Here is a 16,431-nt window from a genome sequence, read left to right as displayed (position 1 = left end):
CTTTGCCGGTGGTATTTTACAGCTCCTCAACCTTCAGCTTGAAGGGTGCAACAACGCCTGCGTAGAGGCGTACGGAGGCATCATAGCTGCCGAACTCCTTGATGGCGGAGGGCATTTCGACCTTTTTCTTGTCGATTTCGGTGCCGGTCAGGGTGGTCAGCAGCTCGGCGACTTCCTTGCCGGTGACCTTGCCGTACAGCTTGCCGGAGGCACCGCCCTTGACCTTAGCGGTGACAACCTGACCCTTGATTTTAGCGGCCAGCTCCTCAGCGGCGGCGCGGGCCTCTGCCTCGTGATGGGCCTTGGCCTCGCTCTTGGTGCGGGCCTGGTTCAAGGCCGCGGCATCCGCAGGGGCTGCCAGATTGCGGGGGAACAGGAAGTTGCGGGCGTAGCCGTCCGAAACCTCATGGATTTCATCTTTCTTGCCGATGGTTTTTACGTCCTGCTTGAGAATGATCTTCATAGGATTTCCCTCCCAAAAAATATGTCACAATTACCGTGCGGTGTTTTCCTTTTGGGCTGCACGGTAAAGGTCGATTTGTTCACGGATGCGCCGTTCGACATCCTGCAGGGTGCAATTTTGGAGCTGTGCGCCCGCCATCATCAGATGGCCGCCGCCGCCCAGCGGTTCCAGAATGACCTGCACATTCAGCGCACCCATGCTGCGTGCAGAGATATTGACGCCGCCATTTTTGGCAACCGCCACAAAGCTGGCGTCCACGCCGTTGATGGTCAGCAAATCATTGGCCGCCATAGGCAGCACAACGTTCATACCGGCCTCCAGCTCGTCGGACAATGCGATAGCACAGCCCTTGTATATGTAGGCAGCCTCCACGATGTGAGCGCGGGCCTCATACTCCTCCTTGGAGGTGTTGAACAGCAGCTTGGTTTCGGCGGTCTGCGCGCCGCGGCTGCGCAGCCATGCGGCAGCCTCAAAGGTGCGCACACCCACGTGCAGCGCAAAGCTGCGGGTGTCCAGCATAATACCGGCCAGCAGCGCCTGTGCTTCCAGCGGGGTGATGTTGTTTTCCTTGGGCATAAACTGCAGAAGCTCGCATACCAGCTCACTGGCGCTGGACGCGTAGGGCTCATGGTAGAGCAGCAGCGGGTTGTCGATATGCCCCACCGCCATGCGGTGATGGTCGATGACTACCACCCTTTCGCACTTTTCGTAAATCTGCTGGCTTTCCAGCAGGCGCTTCTGGTAGGTGTCCACTACGATTAGCAGCGTGTTCGGCGTAATGATGTCAAGGGTCTGGTCGGGGGCTATGAAGTTATGCCCCTCGCCCGCGTCCAGAAATGTCTTGAGCAGCTGCCCGGCCAGCGTGGCCTCGCTGTTGATGGCGATAACTGCGGGCACGTTGCACATCTTGCAGATGCGCAGTGCGCCGATTGCCGAGCCGACCGCGTCCAGATCCGACATACGGTGGCCCATAATGATAACGCTGTCGCTGCGCCTGATAAGGTCGCACAGTGCATTGGCGATGATTCGGCTGCGCACGTGGCTGCGCTTTTCCACGCCGTGCGATATGCCGCCGTAGAACTCAAAGCCGTCCACCGTCTTGACGGCAGCCTGATCGCCGCCGCGGCCCAGCGCAATGTCAATGCTCTCCCGGGCCATCTGGTGGCATTCCTGCAGGGTTTTGCCGCCGTGGCCAACGCCGATGGAAAGGGTTGTCAGCCCGCCGGGATGCAGGGCGCGAACTTTATCCAGAATCTCGAACCGCCCTTCCAGCATCCAGCGGACATCGCGCTCCTCCACAACCGCAATGTAGCGGCTGTTGGATACGCGGCGCAGAAATCCGGTGCTGCGGCCGATATACTCCTCCAGCAGGCTGTTGATGGCCTCAAGCTCCTTGGCCTGCTCACTGTCCTTCATATCATCGAACAGCTCATCATAGCTGTCAATGACGATAATCAGGCAGGCCGGGCGGCTTTCGTTGTATTCGTCCAGTGTTTCCTTGTAGAAGGTATCGTCAATCAGGTAGACAATGCTGGCACCGCGGCTGCCCTTGGCAGAACCGGCGTAAGCCGTGAAGCAGCGCTCGGCCACCTTCAAATCCTGCCCATGCGGGCGGGAGCAGACGGCCAAATCCAGCTCCGGCAGCACGCGGTCCACCGGGCGGGTCACGGCGTCATGGCCATTGAGGACCTGCTCCTTGAAGTGGCCGTTGTACCAGAGGATGCGTCCATCATTGATGAGCACCGTGGCGATGGGCAGATTGGCAAGGCTGTACTGGATGCGGCTATTTTCAAACTCAGTGCTGCAGAGCTGCTTGGCCAGAAAGGCGCGCAGGCGGCGGCGCTGCCAGAGCACCACGCAGAGCGCGACCAGCACCAGAAGCGCAGGCACAACCAGCAGCTGCGGCTTAACCAAAGCCACCGGCACAACCATAACGGCCACAGCGATAACCAAAAGCAGCACAACGGCCGCTACATTCAGACCATCCTTGCGTTTCATCGTATACTCCCCGGTTCAGGAACTCTTTTACACTTCCAGAAGGATTGGCAAAATCATCGGGCTGCGCTTGGTACGGCGGTAGATATAGCTGGACAGCGCCTCCCGCACGCGGGCCTTGACACTGGCCCAATCGTGCATATTGTCCGCAAGGCTGCGGTCGAGTGCCATCTCCACCTGTGTGCGGGCACCCTCCATCAGCTCCTCGCTCTCGCGGACATAGACAAAGCCGCGGCTGACAAGGTCAGGGCCGGAAAGCACCTGACCATTGCTGCCGTCGATGGCGGCAGTCACGATGATGATGCCGTCCTCCGACAGGTGATGGCGGTCGCGCAGAACCACGTTGCCCACGTCACCAACGCCGTAGCCGTCCACCATCACAGCGCCCGCCGTGACGGTGTTTTCCACGGTCATACCGTCCGCAGAAAGGCGGATGTTCTGGCCGTTCTCAGCGATATAGATATTCTGCTTCGGAATATAGCCCAGATGCTCCGCAGTCTCGGCGTGGCGCTTGAGCTGCTTGAACTCACCGTGCACCGGCAGGAAGAACTGCGGGTGGGCCAGCGTCAGCATGAGCTTCTGCTCCTCCTGGCAGGCGTGGCCGGACACGTGGGTGTCATACATATTCTCATAGATGACCTCCGCGCCCAGCGTCAGCAGACCGTTGACCACCTTGGTGACGGTCTTTTCGTTGCCGGGAATCGGGCGGGCGGAGATGATGATGAAGTCATTGGGGCCAACGCGCACCTGACGGTGGCTGGCCTGCGCCATACGGGACAAAGCGCTCAGCGGCTCGCCCTGACTGCCGGTTGTAATCAGCACGACTTTCTCCGGCGGGTACTTGTTGATTTCATCAATCGTGATGAGCACATTGTCCGGCGCATGGAGGTAGCCCAGCTCGCGGGCCATCTCGGTGTTGGAAACCATGCTTCGGCCACTGACGGCAACCTTGCGGCCCGACTCAATGGCGAGGTCGATAATCTGCTGTACGCGGTAGATGTTGGAGGCAAAGGTTGCCACAATGATGCGGCGTTTGCCCGCCTTGGCAAACAGGCGGCGCACACCCTCGGCCACGGTCTGCTCGGTGGCGGTAAAGCCGGGGCGTTCTGCATTCGTGGAGTCCGCCAGCAGGGCCAGCACGCCCTTGCGGCCATATTCGGCAATCGTGGGCAGGTCGGTCACGGCATCGCCGGACAGAGGCGTGTAGTCCACCTTGAAGTCACCGGTATGAATAACAACGCCGGCCGGGCAGTCGATGGCAAAAGCCAGCGAGTCCGGGATGGAGTGGTTGACATGGATGGGCTCCACGGTGAAGCAGCCAAGCGTAACCTTCTGGCGGGGGCGGATTTCATGGAAGATGGCGCTGGAGGCCAGACCGTGCTCCTCGAGCTTATTCTTGATAAGGCCGATGGTCAGGCGGGCGGCGTAAATCGGCACATTGAACTTTTTGAGCAGATACGGCAGACTGCCGATGTGGTCCTCATGGCCGTGGGTGATGAACAGGCCCTTGATGCGGTCCTTGTTTTCCAGCACATAGGTGAAGTCAGGAATGACCAGATCCACGCCGAACATATCCGCATCCGGGAACACCAGACCGCAGTCCACCAGAATCATATCACCCTGGCACTCATACAGCGTGATGTTCTTGCCGACCTCGCCCAGACCGCCCAGCGGGCAGATGTGCATGGGGATGGCCGGGGTCATTTCCGGATGCTCCTGGCTCTTTTGCGGGCGGCGGCCGCGGCGCTGGCCCTGCGGGCGCGGTGCGGTGGTATGCTCACCCTGCTGCGCAGCATTGTTCTGCCGCGGGCGGCGCGGACGCGGAGCCGGGATGCTCTGGGCTGCTGCGGGGGTCTGCTCTGCGGCAGCAGCCGGGCGCGGGGTACGCGGCTTGCGGGGCCGGTGCTGCACAGGGGCAGCGTTCTCTCCCTGCGGGCGCGGTGCGCGGGGCTTGCGAGTGCGGGGTGCAGTCTGGTCATTCTGGGCAGACGGTGCAGTATTTCTACGTTTTGGCTTGAATTCTTCCATTAGATAACCTCCGAATCAACAAATTTCCGGGCTGATATCTGCCAGCTGCAGACACCGAATTCCCTCTAAGACGGTTGCTATTTATGTATTTTTCAGAGCGAATACACTCCTATGCCTATGGGATGGGCGCGGAAAGCCCGCCTGAAAAGGCGCAGCCAGGCCCGATAAAACACACAACATTGCAATTACATCTTATTATATCACATTCAGCGTTCCTGTCAAATATCTTGCCATATGAATTGAAAGCGGGTATAATAACTTTATTATAGGCAAGAATTTGGAGTACAACGCAATGAAGCATATTGAAATTTATACGGACGGTGCGTGCAGCGGCAACCCCGGCCCGGGCGGCTGGGGTGCGATTCTGCGGTTCCGCACGGCAGACAAGGTGTACGAGAAAGAAATTTCCGGCGGCGATGCCACCACCACCAACAACCGCATGGAGATGACCGCCCTGCTGGAGGCACTGCGCCAGCTGAAGGAGCCGTGCGCCATTGATTTGTTCAGTGACAGCAAATATGTCATTGACAGCCTGCAAAAGGGCTGGGCCAAAGGCTGGCGTGCCCGCGGCTGGAAAAAGGCCGACAAGTCCCCCGCCCTGAACCCCGACCTGTGGGCCCCGCTTCTGACGGAAAGCGAGAAGCACGAGATTACCTACCACTGGCTGAAGGGCCACGCCGGCCATCCGGAAAACGAGCGCTGCGACCGTATGGCCGTGGAACAGAGCAAAAAATACGGCGGGCGGCAGGCCTGACCGCTTGAACAAGGAGAAAAGCATGGACGGATTCAATACCTTTGAAAAGCAGGACAAGATTTTGCTTGGCCTGAACAGTGGCAACGACGCCGCTGCCGCAATGCGCATTTTGCAGCAGCAGGGCTTTGCGGTGCAGACCTTCACCGCAGAAAACGAGGTTTCCACGGCAGAGCTTTTGCAGCTTCTGGCCAACAAGGCTGCCGAGCTGGACTGCGCGTTTATCGCCACTGGGCATTTTGCCCGCGTGGATGTGGACAGCAATGGGCTTTCCCACGTGCTGCCCGCCGCTGATAAGGACGCCGACCAGAGCGCACGGCTGGCAGATTTACCGCAGAGTGTTCTGGCAAAGCTGGTTCTTCCTCTCGGTGATTTTACCAAAGCGGACGTGGAGGAAATGCTGGCGCAAACCGCCGAATAAATCTGATATGCTATACAAAAATCTCCTGTGCAGAAACGCACAGGAGATTTTTTACTATTACAGTTTTTTGATGGGATGCCGTATGACAGTCTTTAACTTTTCCGGGGCAGTTTTGCGAACATCGGATAAATAGATTTCGTGATGCCAGCGGGTGTCCGTAATATCATTGGCGTAACCGTTTTCCGCCAGAAAGGCATCCATAGCCGCGACGGTTTCCGGCTCATTGTCATAGGGGCCGGTGTGCATACACTGCACGCAGAGCCCCTCCTCAATCGTCAGAAATTCAACTGCGGAGAAGTCCTGCTTCTTTTTGATTGTTGCCTCCCGCACAGCCCAGTCAAAGTCGGCCTCGGTCACAAAATCCGGCAGGCGGATGACCGATACCCACTCAAAATTTTCCTTGCGGGCATAGTCAATCGTTGCAGTACCCTCCTGCTGCCAGAAACCCTCCAGCGGCGGCACCACAAAGTCGAAATAACCTTCTATGCGGTGGTCGCCCTTTTTGCTCATCTTGATGGTATAAGCAACGCCGTACAGAAGGCCGATGGCCTGCTTATAGGCACCGTTTTCCTCATTGGGGTCGCCCTTGCCGCGCAAGGCAATATAGTTCATAGGTGGCACCGTGACAAGCTCCGGCTTTGCCTTGGGAAGGTAAAATTCCTTATACTCTTTTTTGAAGTCGAAGGCCATAACGGCAGAACCTCACTTTTTCTTTTTATGCTTCGGCCATGGCCACCATTTGCCCTCTTTTTCGTGCATCCAGTGGGCCAGCGGGTAGAACAGCAGTGCAATGCCACCCAGTAAAAGCAGAATGTACAGCCAGTTGGCAAAGTTAAAGATGACATCCAGCGCCGCCAGTGCCGCCAGAAAAAAGCCGGTGTACATCAGGAACTGGCCGTTATGCACCACATAGCCGTTCCAGTTTTCGGGGCGTATCTCGTCACGGCCCTGGTCCCCCCAGACGTTGGGATTTTTCATAGCGGAATAGCCGTAGAAGGCCAGCACAATGCCAATGACAAACAGAAACTCAAACAAGGGTGTTTCCTCCCGCGGTTATTTTTTGAAGAAGGGGCTGAAATCGAAGGTTGCGAAGTAGTCCGCCGGGGTCTCGGCGCGGCGAATCAGCTGGTGGGAGCCATCCTCCTTCAGCAGCACCTCGGCACTGCGCAGCTTGCCGTTGTAGTTATAGCCCATCGAGAAGCCATGTGCGCCGGTATCGTGGATATAGACAATATCGCCGATTTCGATTTCGGGGAGCATACGGTCAATGGCAAACTTATCGTTGTTTTCGCACAGGCCGCCGGTGACGTCATACTTGTGGTCGCAGGGAGCATCCTCCTTGCCCAGCACGGTAATGTGATGGTAGGAACCGTACATAGCCGGGCGCATCAGGTTGGCCGCGCAGGCGTCCACACCGATGTACTCTTTATAGATATGCTTCTGGTGCAGCACCGTTGTGACCAGTGCGCCATAGGGTGCCAGCATAAAGCGGCCCATCTCAGTAAAGATGGCGACATCGCCCATACCTGCGGGCACGAGAATTTCCTCAAACTTTTTGCGCACGCCCTCGCCGATGGCGGCAATATCGTTGCTGCGCTGGTCAGGGCGGTAGGCAATGCCCACGCCGCCGGACAGGTTGATGAACTTGATTTTGGCGCCGGTGCGCTTGTGCAGGCGCACCGCCAGCTCAAACAGAATCCCCGCCAGCTTCGGATAATAGTCATCCGTAACCGTGTTGCTGGCAAGGAAGGAGTGGATACCAAATTCCTTGGCGCCTGCAGCCATCAGCTTGGTGTAGGCTTCGGCCATCTGATCCTCGCTCATACCGTACTTGGCGTCGCCGGGGTTGTCCATAATGCCGTTGCCCAGCTCAAACACGCCGCCCGGATTGTAACGGCAGCAGACAGTCTCGGGCACGCCTGCAACCTTCTCCAGAAATTCCACGTGGGTCAGATCGTCCAGATTGATATATGCGCCCAGCTCGTAGGCCTTCTTCATATCCTGCGCAGGCGTATCGTTGGAGGAAAACATAATATCACTGCCGGAAAAGCCGCAGGCCTCACTCATCAGCAGCTCGGTGTAACTGGAGCAGTCCACGCCGCAGCCCTCCTCCTGCAGGATTTTCAGCAGATAGGGGTTGGGGGTTGCCTTGACGGCGAAATATTCCTTGAAGCCCTTGTTCCAGCTGAACGCGGCATTGACCCTGCGGGCATTCTCCCGGATACCTTTCTCGTCATAGAGGTGGAACGGAGTGGGGATATCAGCGGCGATCTCTTTTGCCTGGGCGAGTGTGATAAACGGCTTTTTCTGCGTCATGGTACTCTTTCCTTTCCCTTTATATACTAACATTTTTATTATAGTCGGTTTGCTGCACCCGGGCAAGGCTTTTCCCAAAAGAATTTGCCGTCCCAAAAGAATTTGCCGAATGATAAATAAAAAAGACCGTTTCCGAACGCCGGAAGGCATCGGAACGGTCTTGGAATTTACAGCACTGTCTCTGCGTGGTCGCCCTTCATATGGAGCTTGGCGGCCAGCAGGCGGCTGTCCAGCTGGCGGCAGGTCCAGTTGTAGGCGGGCAGCAGGAATACGCAGGCGGCCACCCATGCCGCCGGGTTGGAAAGCTCGGCACCAAAGTAGCCAAGCGGCGGCACCAGCGCAATGGCTACGGCCGTGCGGGCAATCATCTCTGCCACACCGGCCATCATGGCCAGCGTGGAGAAGCCCAGCCCCTGAATGGTATAGCGCCAGACAATCAGTGCGCCCAGCGGCACATAGAACACACTGTTCCAGAACAGATACTCGCGCCCCATGGCAACGATATCGAGTTCCTTTGCGGTGTCGAGGAAAAGGCTCATAATGTAGATATCGGTAAAATGCAGAATGAAAGCAGACGTAATACCGTACACCAGCACCACCAGCAGCGAGGCATCCACGCCCTGACGCACACGATCCATGCGGGCCGCGCCCAGATTCTGCCCGGCGTAGGTGGCCATGGCCGTGCCGATGCTCTCCATCGGGACAGTCAGAAGGTTCTGGGTCTTGCTGGCAGCCGTGACAGCGGCCACAGCGGCACTGCCCAGAATATTGACCGCCCACTGCATAATGACGCTGCCAATGGCTGTGATGCTGCACTGCAGGCCCATCGGTACACCGATGCCCAGCAGCCGTGCGCAGGCCTTTTTGCTGTAGGCCAACTCGTCCTTTTCCATCTTGAGGACGATGAATTTGCGGCGCAGATAAATAAAGCTCAGCACACCGGAGATAATCTGAGAGATGTCGGTGGCCAGCGCCGCACCAAAGATGCCGAACTGGAACGGTATGATGAACAGCAAATCGAGCCCGATGTTCAGCGCGCTGGTCAGAATCAGGAAGTACAGCGGCGTTTTGCTGTCGCCCAGCGCGCGCATAATAGCCGCCACCATATTGTACAGAAAGATGAACGGAATACCGGCAAAAATCCAGCCGATATAGATAACTGCGCCATCGATGATGTCCTCCGGCGTCTGCATCAGCTCCATCATCGGGCGGGTCAGCGCCACGGTGGCGATCGTCAGCACTACGCTACCCACAATGCAGAGCCATGCCGCGTTGGCCACGTGGCGGCGCAGGTCCTTGTAGTCCCGCGCACCGAACAGCTGTGCAATGGGAATGGCAAAGCCGTTGCAGACACCGCCAACGAAGCCCAGAATCAAATAGTTGACCGAGCCGGTTGCGCCGACCGAGGCCAGCGCGCTGACGCCGCAGAACCGGCCGACAATAATTGTATCGGCCAGCGCATAGAACTGCTGGAACAGGTTGCCCAGCATCAGCGGCAGTGTGAACAGAAGTATAACCTTGAGGGGATTTCCGCTTGTGAGATCCTTTGTCATGAATTTTCCTACCCTATTTATTTTGCTGAGAAGTAACGTGCGGATTGTATTATAGCACGCACGCCTGTAAATGCAAGAGGAAAAATCATGCAAATATTGCGGTCTTTTGTCTGTTCGTATGCTATTTTTTCCAGAAGTGCTGTAATTCTGCGGCCAGCGCCTGTGCGGTGTCCACGGCACGCAGCTGCTCCCAGTGCACAGGCATCAGACGGCGAGTTTCCGGGGCGAGAAAGCGGTCATCAATCAACAGCACAACGCCCTTGTCCTGCGGGGTGCGGATGACCCGCCCGGCCGCCTGCAGTACCTTGTTCATGCCGGGGTAGCGGTAGGCGTAATCAAAGCCGGAGCCGCGGGTCTGCTCAAAGTAGTCCCGCAGCTGCTCCTGCCGGGGGCCGACCTGCGGCAGGCCAGGGCCGATGATGGCCGCGCCAATCAGGCTCTCGCCTGCCATATCCACACCCTCGCCAAAGACACCGCCCTGCACGGCAAAGCCCAGCAGCGCCTTGCCGTCCTGCGCCATAAAGCGGGCCAGAAAATCCGCACGCTTGTCCTCGTCCATGGCGGACTCCTGACACAGGGTGGGCTGGTCCGGGTAGCGGGCGGTAAAATCCTGCCAGACGGTTTGCAGATAGCTGTAGCTCGGGAAGAATGCCAGATAATGTCCCGGACGTGCCGCCGCCATCACAGCCAGCAAATCCGAAATTGCGGCAATGCTGGTTTCCCGGTCCTTATAGCGGGTGCTGACCTGCCGGGCGCACCACAGGCCGAGCCGGTCGGCATCAAAGGGGCTGCGCAGTGCCACAGCGCGGGCGTCCGGCAGGCCGCAAAGGTCTTTGTAGTAGCCGGCCGGAGCCAGCGTGGCGCTGAAAAGAACCGCCGCACGCCCTTTCGCAAAGTCCACCGCCAGAAAGGCGCTGGGGTCAAGGCAGAGCATCGTGGCACGCACCTCACTGCCGCGGGCGGATACCTGCAGCACGAAGTGGTCATCGAAGGTATCCGCCACCCGCAGCCATGCGCGGATGTCAAAATATAGTTGCAGCAGTGCATCGTGGGCCTCGCCGGGCTCACGGTGCTCGTCCAGCCAGATTTCCAGCGGCTCGCAGAGCTTCTGCAGCGCCCGGTCAAATTCTTCGGCGCGGGTCTTTTCAAAGAAGGTCTTGCCAAAGCGGGTGTCTGCGGCGGCCTCCTCACAGCGATGCCGCCAGCCGATAAAAAGATTATTGACCTTGCTTAAGGAGTTTTTCAGGCTGCTTTTACCTGGGCCCAGCAGCTTTTTGGCGTCATAGAAGGCACTTTTCGCCAAGGTGGCGCTGTGCATATCGCGGGCGCGGCCGGGCAGATTGTGGGCCTCGTCAATCAGGAACAGGTAGTCCCCCGCCGTATCAAAAAAGCGTGCCAGATGCACAACCGGGTCAAACAGGTAATTGTAGTCCCCTATCACCACATCGCACCAGAGGCTCAGGTCCAGACCCAGCTCAAAGGGGCACACCGTGTGCCTGCGGGCCAGCGCCTGCAAAGCATCGGCCGAAAGCGTGTGGGTATCCAGACCGTCCCACAGAGCCTCCTTGACGCGGTCAAAGTAGCCTTTGGCATAAGGGCAGGCCTCCGGCGTGCACTCGCGGTGCTCCTGCATACAGATTTTGTCCTTGGCGGTCAAAGTGACGCTGCGCAGCTTCAGCTCCGGGTTTGCCCCGCGCAGCAGCGCCAGCGCATTTTCTGCTGCCGCACGGGTTGTGCCGCGGGCCGTCAGGTAAAAGACCGGCCCACCCTGCCCCAGTGCCTTCAGTGCCGGGAATAGCACGCTCATCGTCTTGCCGATGCCGGTGGGTGCCTGACAGAGCAGCTGCCCGCCCTCGGCACAGGTTTTATACACCGCGCCGAGCATTGCCCGTTGGCCGGGGCGGTAGGAGGCAAACGGAAACTGCAGTACCTCCAGCGAGGCACGGCTGATGCGCTGCCACTCGGCTGCGCGCTTGGCCCACGGTGCATACTGAGTCAGCAGCCCGGTGACAATTTCGTCCAGCGCGTCTGCGGTGTACTCATGGGTGAAGTGAAATTCCAGCTCCTCATCCACCTGCAGATAGGTAAGGCGCACCCGCATGGCGGGCAGCCCCTGCTGGCGGGCGTAGATAGCCGCATAAATCTGGGCCTGCGCCCAGTGCTCAGGGCTTTGCTCCCCGGTAATCAGCTCTGGCGGCAGGGTTGTGGTTTTGATTTCGTCAATCGTTGGTGTGCCGTCGGTGTCGGTAAAGATACCGTCGGCACGGCCCTCCAGCATGTAGGCGACTCCGGCGCAGAGATAGTCCTGCTTAAGGCTGACTTCCGCCTGATAGTCCGGGTGCTCCTTGACGGCGGCGCGCTGCAGCTTGCGGTGCAGACGGGCGCCCTCCAGCGCACGGTCAAAGCCGGTAAAGCGGCTGTCGATGCTGCCGGTTCGCAATAAAAATTCCACCAGACGCCGGATCGGCAGCGTCAGTGCCAAATTTTCAGGCTCCATACCGCTTGCCCCCTTGCATTTGGTGGTATACTAGGTTTAATAGGTGTGCTCACAGATTTGTGTGATTTTCTCCCGCAGATTGACAAAGTCACCGAAAACCGCAGGCTTATTGACCGGATAGCGCAGCAGCGCTGCGGGGTGGTAGGTTGCCATAAACAGTGTGCCCTGTTTTTCAAAGAATTTGCCGTGGTCCCGGGAAATAGAAAAGCCGGGGTCCATCATCTGCTGGGCGGCCACGCGGCCCAGGCAGACCACGATTTTGGGCCGGATGCACTGAAACTGCTGGCGCAGCCACGGCATACAGGCTTGGGATTCCTCCGGCAGAGGGTCACGATTCTGCGGCGGGCGGCACTTGACTATGTTGGCTATATAGACGTTGGTCTCGCGGCTCAGGTCAATGGCCTCAAGATAATGGTTGAGCAGCTGGCCGCTGCGCCCCACAAAGGGCAGGCCCTGCTCATCCTCACTGGCACCGGGGCCCTCGCCCACAAACATAACCTCGGCATCCGGCACACCCATACCGAACACAACATTTGTGCGGGTTTCGCACAGGCCGCAACGGCGGCAGGCCAGACATTGCTGCTGCAAAACATCTATTTCCATATGTAACACCTCAATGGTTTGACCGGGCGCGGTACGCCTGAACGGTAGCAATAAGGGGGATGCACTATGAGTTGGGGACATGCGGTTTTCCTGCGCGGGCTCTGCCTTGCGGCGGGGTATCTGTTCGGCTGTTTTCTCACCGCCGAGGTTGTGGCGCGCTGCACGGCGGGCGTCAGTGCGCGGGATATCGGCACCGGCAACCCGGGCATGGCCAATATAATGACCCACCTTGGCAAAAGGGCCGGCTTTCTTGTGCTGGCCGGTGATGTGCTGAAAACCGCGGCTGCCTGCTGGTTCTGCTGGCAGGCCGCGCCGGAGCTGGGGCTTACTGCCCTGCTGTACGGCGGATTTGGGGCGGTGGTTGGCCACAACTGGCCGTTCTGGTGCCGTGGGCACGGCGGCAAGGGCGTAGCCGTAAGCTGTGCCTGGGTGATACTCTATCTGCCCATTACCGGCGTGCTGTGCTGCCTTGCGGGCGGCATTGCCGTGCTGCTGACCGGGTATCTGCCGCTGGGGGCTGTGCTGATTGCCGCGCTGGCTGTGCCCATTGCGTGGGTGCAGTACGGCACGGAAAGCGGCCTTGTGATGGCTGCCAGCGCGCTTATTATGCTCTCGCGGCATTGGCCAGGTTTGCAGCGGATACGCCGCGGCGAGGAGCCGCGCTTTTTCCAGCACCGGCACAACAGCGGCTAATAGTATGATACCACTGTGCGGCCCATATTGCAACGCTGCAAAATTGTGCGTTGCTGTGCCGTATAGTACGCCGTGCAATTTTTTATCAAAATTTGCAAAAAAAGTGTTGACATTTTGCGCTGCAACCGCTATAATAGTCAACGTTGCAGCTGCCACGGCAGCGCACAAAGCTGGGTATGGCCCGGTAGTTCAGTTGGTTAGAACGCTAGCCTGTCACGCTAGAGGTCGTCAGTTCGAGCCTGATTCGGGTCGCCATATGCTGCTATAGCTCAGTTGGTAGAGCGCATCCTTGGTAAGGATGAGGTCAGCAGTTCAAATCTGCTTAGCAGCTCCAGCGCTGATGCCCACAGTGCAAGATACGCATTGTGGGCATTTATTATAGGGGCATAGCTCAGTTGGTAGAGCAGCGGTCTCCAAAACCGCGTGCCGAGGGTTCGAATCCTTCTACCCCTGCCAAAAGCCGCTTATCTCGTTTGAGGTAAGCGGCTTTTTGTTTACTATGGCGAAAACACCTGTGAAAATTTGTGAAATTTTTCTTTTTCTGGATATACCGCAAAAAAATTCTGCCGGGACTTCTTCTGTGTCTTGCATTTGTACGGTTGCAATAAAACAAATTTGGCGCGGTGTGTCGGTATCTGACGCTGTATGGCCGATTTTTGACGCGCTCCGCTAAAAATGATACCATAATACTGTAATTTTATAGTGTCAAATTGTGTATGCTCTGCCATTCTGGCAAGGCCGCGTTGCCGTGGCAGGCCATACCGCCTCCCTGCGCTCCTTTACCGAGCAGAATCCGGCGCTGTACCGTTATCTGGATGAATCCATGATGCCGCTGAATCTGGGTGTGGCCTTTGCCAAGGATTATGACCACACATTTGTGGAGGACATCAACCAGAGCATTGCCGTCGGCATGAACGAGCATCTGTCCAAGCCGCTGAACATTGACGATATCATCAAGACTATCTGCAAGTACACCCATCCATAAAGCCATGCCGTCCCGGAGCTGCACAGCCCCGGGGCGGCGTTTTTTGTGTATGGGGCGGCAGGTTGACATTTCACCCGGCACGCAGTATACTGTATACAACCAACTGTTGTATAAGCTTTGAGGGAAGGAGGCAACGAAATGCCGGACAGAACGTATCTTGCGATTGACCTGAAATCCTTTTACGCATCGGTGGAGTGTGTGGCCCGCGGGCTGGACCCGCTGACAACCAATCTTGTCGTGGCGGATGTTTCCCGCACTGAGAAAACCATCTGTCTGGCCGTCTCGCCGTCCCTCAAGGCGCACGGCATACCGGGCCGCGCCCGTCTGTTTGAGGTAGTGCAGAAGGTGCGTGAGGTCAACGCATGGCGGCGCACCAAGGCACCGGGGCGGCAGTTCACCGGCAAATCCAGCAACGCCCCCGAGCTGGCCGCCCACCCGGACTGGGAGCTGGACTATATCATCGCCCCGCCGCATATGGCCCGCTATATGGCGGAAAGTGCACGGATTTACGCGGTATACCTCCAATACATCGCGCCTGAGGATATCCACAGTTATTCCATCGACGAGGTCTTTATCGACGCCACGGCCTATCTGCCGCTGTATAACCTGACGGCGGAGGAGCTTGCCCGCAAGCTGATTTCTGAAATTTTGCAGACCACCGGCATCACAGCCACGGCGGGCATCGGCAGCAACCTGTATCTGGCCAAGGTGGCTATGGATATTCAAGCCAAGCACGTCCCGCCGGACGCAAACGGCGTACGGATGGCCCGGCTGGATGAGCAGAGCTACCGCCGCAACCTGTGGGAGCACCGCCCGCTGACGGATTTCTGGCGGGTGGGCCACGGCTACGCCAAAAAGCTGGAGGCACACGGTCTGTACACGATGGGAGACATTGCCCGGTGCTCTCTGGGCGGGGCAACAGACTTTTACAATGAGGAGCTGCTCTACAACCTGTTTGGCGTCAATGCCGAGCTGCTCATCGACCACGCGTGGGGCTGGGAGCCCTGCACCATGCAGGACATCAAGGTCTACAAGCCGGAAACCACCAGCATCGGCAGCGGGCAGGTGCTGCACTGCGGCACGGACTACGCGCAGACGCGCCTGATTGTGCGGGAAATGGCCGACCAGCTTGCCATGGATTTGTTGGAAAAGGGCATGATGACAAAGCAGCTGGTGCTGACCATCGGTTATGACATTGAGAACCTAACGGACCCTGTGCGGCGGGCGGGCTACCACGGCCCGATTACCGTTGACCGCTATGGCCGCAGGGTGCCCAAGGCGGCCCACGGCACGGCCAACCTTGCGCACTACGCCTCCTCCTCGCGGCTGATTCTGGAGGCCGTGACCCAGCTGTATGAGCGCATTATGGACAAAAATCTGATTGCCAAGTGGCTGAACCTGACGGCCTGCAATATCCTGAGTGAGGACGCCGCCAAGGAGAGGGAATCCTATGAGCAGATGGACTTCTTTTCCATCTCCGCGGCCGCACAGACGCAGAAGGCTGCCGAGGAAAAGGAACTGGAACGGGAGCGTAAGCGGCAGGAGGCGCTGCTGGCCATCCGCAAGAAATTCGGCAAGAATGCCATTTTAAAAGGAATGGATTTGCAGGACGGCGCAACCACCCAGCAGCGCAACGCGCAGATTGGAGGGCACAACGCATAATGGGCCGCTATGATGATATTATCGGCTTGCCGCATCACGTCTCTGCGCGCCATCCGCAGATGCCCCGCGGGGACCGCGCCGCGCAGTTTTCGCCCTTTGCGGCGCTGACAGGACTGGAAGCCACTTTGCAGGAAACGGCCCGCCTGACCGACCGTCGCATTACGCTGGACGAGTATGAGCAGGCCGCGCTGGATGCAAGGCTGCAAACGCTGCGTGACACCATAAAGACCCAGCCGCAGGTCACTGTGACCTACTTTGTGGCGGATGCCTTCAAGGAGGGTGGCACCTACTGCACTGCAGTAGGCAAGGCCAAAAAGCTGACCGATGAAAACAAGCTGGTTTTCACGGACGGCACCACTATCCCCGTGCCGGACATACTGGCGCTGGAGCTGGTGTGACCACGGAACAGAAACAATCAAAAGCCGCTTACCTCAAACGAGATAAGCGGCTTTTGGCATCAGTTG

Annotated in this window: 15 protein-coding genes and 3 tRNA genes; 9 read left to right on the top strand and 9 right to left on the bottom strand. The window is 58.1% G+C overall.

The genetic code is table 11. The features are described from left to right. Positions 1 to 16 precede the first annotated feature (16 nt). The 3 genes from rplI to NE623_RS00680 are packed head-to-tail and all read right to left on the bottom strand — an operon-like array spanning position 17 to position 4,486. Complete coding sequence (rplI, locus tag NE623_RS00690) at positions 17 to 463, bottom strand: 50S ribosomal protein L9 (protein ID WP_256271117.1); 447 nt, start codon at positions 461 to 463, stop codon at positions 17 to 19. 30 nt (positions 464 to 493) lie between these two features. Then, the gene (locus NE623_RS00685; RefSeq protein WP_256271118.1) at positions 494 to 2,461 is read right to left on the bottom strand and encodes a DHH family phosphoesterase; all 1,968 of its coding nucleotides are present in this window, start codon (positions 2,459 to 2,461) and stop codon (positions 494 to 496) included. Between the two features lie 27 nt (positions 2,462 to 2,488). Further along, a complete protein-coding gene (locus NE623_RS00680) occupies positions 2,489 to 4,486 on the bottom strand; it encodes a ribonuclease J (protein ID WP_256271119.1) in 1,998 nt (665 codons plus the stop codon). 292 nt (positions 4,487 to 4,778) lie between these two features. On the opposite strand from NE623_RS00680, the gene rnhA reads away from it, so the two are divergent. Both rnhA and NE623_RS00670 read left to right on the top strand, forming a co-directional pair. Continuing rightward, positions 4,779 to 5,240, top strand: coding sequence for a ribonuclease HI (gene rnhA, locus NE623_RS00675; RefSeq protein ID WP_256271120.1), 462 nt, complete (start codon positions 4,779 to 4,781; stop codon positions 5,238 to 5,240). A gap of 22 nt (positions 5,241 to 5,262) precedes the next feature. Beyond that, on the top strand, positions 5,263 to 5,658 hold the full coding sequence (locus NE623_RS00670; RefSeq protein ID WP_256271121.1) for a hypothetical protein: 396 nt from the start codon (positions 5,263 to 5,265) through the stop codon (positions 5,656 to 5,658). A gap of 57 nt (positions 5,659 to 5,715) precedes the next feature. Here the strand turns inward: NE623_RS00670 and NE623_RS00665 are convergent, their stop codons facing one another. From NE623_RS00665 to NE623_RS00640, 6 genes are all read right to left on the bottom strand, one after another. Further along, complete coding sequence (locus NE623_RS00665; protein ID WP_256271122.1) at positions 5,716 to 6,348, bottom strand: GyrI-like domain-containing protein; 633 nt, start codon at positions 6,346 to 6,348, stop codon at positions 5,716 to 5,718. 12 nt (positions 6,349 to 6,360) lie between these two features. Next, entirely contained in the window at positions 6,361 to 6,693 is a 333-nt protein-coding gene (locus NE623_RS00660) for a hypothetical protein (protein ID WP_256271123.1), read from the bottom strand. Positions 6,694 to 6,711: 18 nt separating this feature from the next. Continuing rightward, positions 6,712 to 7,974, bottom strand: a complete 1,263-nt coding sequence (locus NE623_RS00655) for a diaminopimelate decarboxylase family protein (protein ID WP_256271124.1) — start codon at positions 7,972 to 7,974, stop codon at positions 6,712 to 6,714. Positions 7,975 to 8,141: 167 nt separating this feature from the next. Next, the gene (locus NE623_RS00650; protein ID WP_256271125.1) at positions 8,142 to 9,527 is read right to left on the bottom strand and encodes an MATE family efflux transporter; all 1,386 of its coding nucleotides are present in this window, start codon (positions 9,525 to 9,527) and stop codon (positions 8,142 to 8,144) included. Positions 9,528 to 9,648: 121 nt separating this feature from the next. After that, positions 9,649 to 12,024, bottom strand: coding sequence for an ATP-dependent DNA helicase (locus NE623_RS00645; protein ID WP_256271126.1), 2,376 nt, complete (start codon positions 12,022 to 12,024; stop codon positions 9,649 to 9,651). A 36-nt stretch (positions 12,025 to 12,060) separates the two neighbouring features. Then, entirely contained in the window at positions 12,061 to 12,627 is a 567-nt protein-coding gene (locus NE623_RS00640) for a uracil-DNA glycosylase (RefSeq protein WP_256271127.1), read from the bottom strand. Positions 12,628 to 12,693: 66 nt separating this feature from the next. Between NE623_RS00640 and NE623_RS00635 the strand changes: the two genes are divergently transcribed. The 7 genes from NE623_RS00635 to NE623_RS00605 all read left to right on the top strand — a co-directional run bounded on the left by NE623_RS00635 (position 12,694) and on the right by NE623_RS00605 (position 16,365). Beyond that, positions 12,694 to 13,320: a glycerol-3-phosphate acyltransferase gene (locus tag NE623_RS00635; protein WP_256271128.1), complete on the top strand. Its 627-nt coding sequence runs from the start codon at positions 12,694 to 12,696 to the stop codon at positions 13,318 to 13,320. 178 nt (positions 13,321 to 13,498) lie between these two features. Continuing rightward, positions 13,499 to 13,575 (top strand) — tRNA-Asp (locus NE623_RS00630). 3 nt (positions 13,576 to 13,578) lie between these two features. After that, positions 13,579 to 13,654, top strand: a tRNA-Thr gene (locus NE623_RS00625). 46 nt (positions 13,655 to 13,700) lie between these two features. Further along, positions 13,701 to 13,776, top strand: a tRNA-Trp gene (locus NE623_RS00620). A 292-nt stretch (positions 13,777 to 14,068) separates the two neighbouring features. Next, complete coding sequence (locus NE623_RS00615) at positions 14,069 to 14,305, top strand: hypothetical protein (RefSeq protein WP_256271129.1); 237 nt, start codon at positions 14,069 to 14,071, stop codon at positions 14,303 to 14,305. Positions 14,306 to 14,443: 138 nt separating this feature from the next. Continuing rightward, a complete protein-coding gene (locus NE623_RS00610) occupies positions 14,444 to 15,967 on the top strand; it encodes a Y-family DNA polymerase (RefSeq protein WP_256271130.1) in 1,524 nt (507 codons plus the stop codon). Further along, positions 15,964 to 16,365 (top strand): hypothetical protein, encoded by a 402-nt coding sequence (locus NE623_RS00605; protein WP_256271239.1) that lies wholly within the window; start codon positions 15,964 to 15,966, stop codon positions 16,363 to 16,365. The genes NE623_RS00610 and NE623_RS00605 overlap by 4 nt, the downstream gene beginning before the upstream one ends. Positions 16,366 to 16,431 lie beyond the last annotated feature (66 nt).

This window comes from Gemmiger formicilis (genome assembly GCF_024462815.1).
Taxonomy (GTDB): Bacteria; Bacillota; Clostridia; order Oscillospirales; family Ruminococcaceae; genus Gemmiger.
Note: the sequence above shows the minus strand (reverse complement) of the source record. Positions and strands in the feature narration are given on the sequence as shown.

Excerpts from the sequence above, each read along its gene's own strand:
- NE623_RS00665 (WP_256271122.1), bottom strand. The coding sequence starts at position 6,348 with ATGGCCTTCGACTTCAAAAAAGAGTATAAGGAATTTTACCTTCCCAAG.
- NE623_RS00685 (WP_256271118.1), bottom strand. The coding sequence starts at position 2,461 with ATGAAACGCAAGGATGGTCTGAATGTAGCGGCCGTTGTGCTGCTTTTG.
- rnhA (WP_256271120.1), top strand. The coding sequence starts at position 4,779 with ATGAAGCATATTGAAATTTATACGGACGGTGCGTGCAGCGGCAACCCC.
- NE623_RS00610 (WP_256271130.1), top strand. The coding sequence starts at position 14,444 with ATGCCGGACAGAACGTATCTTGCGATTGACCTGAAATCCTTTTACGCA.
- NE623_RS00650 (WP_256271125.1), bottom strand. The coding sequence starts at position 9,527 with ATGACAAAGGATCTCACAAGCGGAAATCCCCTCAAGGTTATACTTCTG.
- NE623_RS00640 (WP_256271127.1), bottom strand. The coding sequence starts at position 12,627 with ATGGAAATAGATGTTTTGCAGCAGCAATGTCTGGCCTGCCGCCGTTGC.
- NE623_RS00645 (WP_256271126.1), bottom strand. The coding sequence starts at position 12,024 with ATGGAGCCTGAAAATTTGGCACTGACGCTGCCGATCCGGCGTCTGGTG.
- NE623_RS00670 (WP_256271121.1), top strand. The coding sequence starts at position 5,263 with ATGGACGGATTCAATACCTTTGAAAAGCAGGACAAGATTTTGCTTGGC.
- NE623_RS00635 (WP_256271128.1), top strand. The coding sequence starts at position 12,694 with ATGAGTTGGGGACATGCGGTTTTCCTGCGCGGGCTCTGCCTTGCGGCG.
- NE623_RS00680 (WP_256271119.1), bottom strand. The coding sequence starts at position 4,486 with ATGGAAGAATTCAAGCCAAAACGTAGAAATACTGCACCGTCTGCCCAG.
- NE623_RS00655 (WP_256271124.1), bottom strand. The coding sequence starts at position 7,974 with ATGACGCAGAAAAAGCCGTTTATCACACTCGCCCAGGCAAAAGAGATC.
- rplI (WP_256271117.1), bottom strand. The coding sequence starts at position 463 with ATGAAGATCATTCTCAAGCAGGACGTAAAAACCATCGGCAAGAAAGAT.